General features: G+C 69.2%; 3 protein-coding genes, 1 tRNA gene and 1 other RNA gene. 3 read left to right on the top strand and 2 right to left on the bottom strand.

Annotated features, from left to right (window positions below; genetic code table 11):
- Positions 1-174: 174 nt before the first annotated feature.
- Positions 175-477, top strand: a complete 303-nt coding sequence (locus AC31A1_RS48605; protein WP_489659459.1) for a hypothetical protein — start codon at positions 175-177, stop codon at positions 475-477.
- 124 nt (positions 478-601) lie between these two features.
- On the opposite strand, the gene AC31A1_RS48600 is transcribed toward AC31A1_RS48605, so the two are convergent.
- A complete protein-coding gene (locus AC31A1_RS48600; RefSeq protein WP_489659458.1) occupies positions 602-1,492 on the bottom strand; it encodes a LysR family transcriptional regulator in 891 nt (296 codons plus the stop codon).
- A gap of 131 nt (positions 1,493-1,623) precedes the next feature.
- Here AC31A1_RS48600 and AC31A1_RS48595 point away from each other — a divergent pair, with 131 nt between their 5' ends.
- On the top strand, positions 1,624-3,174 hold the full coding sequence (locus AC31A1_RS48595) for an MFS transporter (protein WP_489659457.1): 1,551 nt from the start codon (positions 1,624-1,626) through the stop codon (positions 3,172-3,174).
- A gap of 184 nt (positions 3,175-3,358) precedes the next feature.
- Here the strand turns inward: AC31A1_RS48595 and AC31A1_RS48590 are convergent.
- A tRNA-Ser gene (locus AC31A1_RS48590) sits at positions 3,359-3,446 on the bottom strand.
- Positions 3,447-3,517: 71 nt separating this feature from the next.
- On the opposite strand from AC31A1_RS48590, the gene ffs reads away from it, so the two are divergent.
- Positions 3,518-3,616, top strand: an RNA gene (gene ffs / locus AC31A1_RS48585) — signal recognition particle sRNA small type.
- Positions 3,617-3,635: the final 19 nt, after the last annotated feature.

Below are 3,635 nucleotides of genomic sequence, written 5' to 3'. Positions count from 1 at the left end.
CGATCCCACCCCCACCGGCCTGGTGGAACACCCCACCGACCCCGGAACAGAACCCGTTCGCCCCGCCCAAGTAGCCCAGCCGCGAACGGGGTTGATCCGACGGTACGAGATGTCCAGCTCCGCGGAACGGCTGCCTGGCCGAAGACAGGGCGACGACCCTGCCCCGGGGGCTACTTGCTGGTCGTCGGCCCGGCGTGCGGGGCGCTGTCCACCTGGTGGGTGCTGCTGCGCGTACGTCTGGAACTCACCGCGGACTTGATCGTCATGGTGAACCCCTGGGGCATCCAACGCCTGCCTTGGTCGCGTGTCAGCGCGGTGACCCTCGGCAATGGGGGAGCGCGGTTCCACACGAAGGAAGGGTTCGCGTACACGGCGTACGCCTTGAGCGACCTGGCGGGCGGAACTCGTCAGGACGACCGGTTCGCCGACGTGAAACGGCTGTCCGACGCCCAACTCGGCGGCGGACAGCCGCTGTAGGAGTCCGAAGGCCGCTCGAACGCCGCCGTCATGAACACCCTGCACATCAGCGAGAGCGCCAGCGAGACGCGCCAGCGAGACGCGTCAGCGAGATGCGTCGGTGAGATCCGCGCACAGCCGTCAGTCAGGAGCAGCCGTCGGCGTAGTCCGCGGCGGCCTGGACGAAGGCGCTGATCAGCGGGGTCTCTGTGGCGGTGCGCCAGACGAACACCCACTGGGAAGGAGGGAAGTCACGGATCGGCACGTAGGCCAGGGAGGGCCAGGGGAAGAAACGTGCGGCCTCGACCTGGACCGGCACGACAGCGTCTCCTGAGGAGACGGCGGTCAGTACCTCCTGGAAGGAGGCGACCTTGGGCCCGCGGCGGATCGGGCGGCCGCTGGGCGTCCGGAACGGGTTGACCGCCTCTTCCACGTAGGCGGGCATCGGCCCTCTGGGACCTGCGAACGTGCACTCGGCGAGGTCTTCCAGACAGATCGACTCGCGCTCGGCGTAGGGGTGTTCGGCGGAAGTTATCAGCACCATCGGTGATGTGTGCACGATGGGACCGAACGACAGGTCGGGCTCGCGCACCGGCAGCCACAGCATTCCGACGTCCACCTCCCCGGTGCGCAGCGGGGTGAAGGGGTCCGTCGGGTGGATCTCCCGGAGCAGCAGGCAGGCACCGGGGTACCGGGTTCGGAAGTGGTCGAGGAGATCGCCGACGGCCAGCGACATCGCCCCCATCGTGCCCAGCGTCAACGTCCCCGTCATGCCGTGCACCACGGCGACCGCGGCCTCGACGGCCTCCCTGACCTGCCGGTAGCCGACGCCCAGTTCACGGTGGAGCTGCTCGCCCAGCGGAGTGAGGCGGACCGCGCGGCTGGTGCGGTCGAATAATGGCGCTCCGATGTGCCGTTCCTGCTTCTTTATCGACTGGCTGACCCGGGCCGGGGTGACGCGGAGGCGCTCGGCGGTGCGCCCGAAGTGCAGTTCCTCGGCCAGTGTCAAGAAGATCTCGATGTCCCTGAGTTCCACCGCCCCCACCCCCGACCGTGAATATAGCGCTAACCGATGCGTTGCCCAGATCGTCGTTGTTCCGCGCTCGGGCTGTCCCGATCCTGGTCAGGAACGCCCCACCCACCGACGGCGATCCGAAGGAGCACGTCATGGACGGCCCACACCTGCGTACGCCCCCTGTGGCAGGCAGAAGGGAATGGCTCGGCCTCGCCGTACTCGTCCTGCCCTGCCTGCTGGTCTCGATGGACGTGAGCGTGCTGCTGTTCGGAATCCCGTTCATCAGCGCCGACTTGAGGCCGTCCGGCACCCAACTCCTGTGGATCATGGACATGTACGGCTTCGTCCTCGCCGGCACACTGATCACGATGGGCGCCCTGGGCGACCGGATCGGCCGCCGCAGACTGCTGCTGACCGGTGCGGCGGCCTTCACCGCCGCCTCCGTCGCCGCCGCCTACTCCTCCGGCGCCGTGATGCTGATCTGCACCCGCGGGATACTCGGCCTCGCCGGGGCCACGCTCATGCCGTCGACTCTGGCGCTGATCCGGAACATGTTCCACGACCCCGCCCAGCGCAAGACCGCGATCGCGGTCTGGACCGGTGCCATGACCGGCGGCGTCACCGTCGGCCCGATCGTCGGCGGCCTGCTGCTGGACCACTTCTGGTGGGGCTCGGCCTTCCTGATCAACGTACCCGCGATGGTCGTGCTGCTGGCTCTCGGACCGCGCCTCCTCCCGGAGTTCCGCAACCCCTCCGCCGGCCGCTTCGACGTACTCGGCTCGTTCCTGTCGCTCGGCGCGGTGCTCCCGGCCGTCTACGGCATCAAGGAACTCGCGGTGGACGGCTACGCCCTCGTGCCGGTGCTGGCGATCGCCGCCGGGCTCGGTGTCGGGGCGGTCTTCCTGCACAGGCAGCGGACCACCGCCCACCCGCTGATCGACCTGCGGCTTTTCAGGCACCGCACGTACAGCACCGCCGTCGGCGTCAACATGGTCACCAACTTCGCGCTGCTGGGCTTCAGTTTCTACACGATGCAGTACCTCCAGGCCGTGCGGGGGATGAGCCCCCTCGTGGCCTCGCTGTGGTCGCTGTCGGTCATGCCCGCCGTCATGGCGGTGATGACGGTCGCCGGGATCGCGGCCAAGCGCGTCCGGCCCGCCCGCATCATCGCCGCCGGACTGCTGATCTCGGCCGCCGGACTGGCCGTGACCACCCAAGTCCACGTGCACCAGTCGCTGTTCGTGATCCTGGCCGGCGCCGGACTGCTCGCCGCGGGAATGCTGGTCGCCACCACGCTCACCGCCGAGCTGGTCCTGGCCGCCGCGCCGGCCGAACAGGCGGGTGCCGCCTCGGCCGTCTCGGAGACTGGCAGTGAGCTGGGCGGCGCGCTCGGCTTCGCCGTCCTCGGCTCGATCGGTACGGCCGTCTACCACCACCGGATGGCCGGGGTCCACCAGGCCGGAGTCTCCGCCGAGGACCTGCGCGCCGCGCGGGACACCCTCGGCAGCGCGACCCAGCTGCCCGGCCCCCTCCTCGAAACGGCCCGCGCCGCCTTCACCCACGGCCTCAACCTGACCGGCCTCGCGGGCTGCGCGGTCCTGGCCGTCGCCGCGGTCGTCACCCTGGCCGCTCTCCGCCGCGACCCCGTCACCCCCACGCCGGCAAAGGACGCGACCCTCCTCGACGAACCCGCGATCACCTGACTTCGACGTCGCCGTGGAGAGCAGGGGCGGCCTATAAGAACGTGAGCCGGAAAATCACCGAAGCCATCCGGGGACCCCAGGAAACTCCCGCTGTGGACAAAAACCAGGACAACGAGGGCCGATAACCGTCGAAGGGCCCCGCTGCGAACAGCGGGGCCCTTCGACATCGTGCCCGGTGAGGCACTGGCGGAGGATACGAGATTCGAACTCGTGAGGGGTTGCCCCCAACACGCTTTCCAAGCGTGCGCCCTAGGCCACTAGGCGAATCCTCCGCGGCAAACAATACAAGACGTTGAGGAGTGCTCGCGAACTCGTTCCCCCCGCTCAGATCCTGTAGCCTGTGCGGAGCCCCTCACGCGGCGCTATCTGACTGAACTCCCCCAGGGCCGGAAGGCAGCAAGGGTAGGTTGGCTCTGGCGGGTGCGTGGGGGGCGCTTGCGTTTCCGGGGTCGGGTTCCAGG

Source organism: Streptomyces sp. P5F9 (genome assembly GCF_057961495.1).
This window is presented reverse-complemented; position numbering and strand designations above follow the sequence as displayed.

Bases quoted from the DNA above. Each gene is read 5' to 3' on its own strand.
- AC31A1_RS48595 (WP_489659457.1), top strand. From the start codon at position 1,624: ATGGACGGCCCACACCTGCGTACGCCCCCTGTGGCAGGCAGAAGGGAA.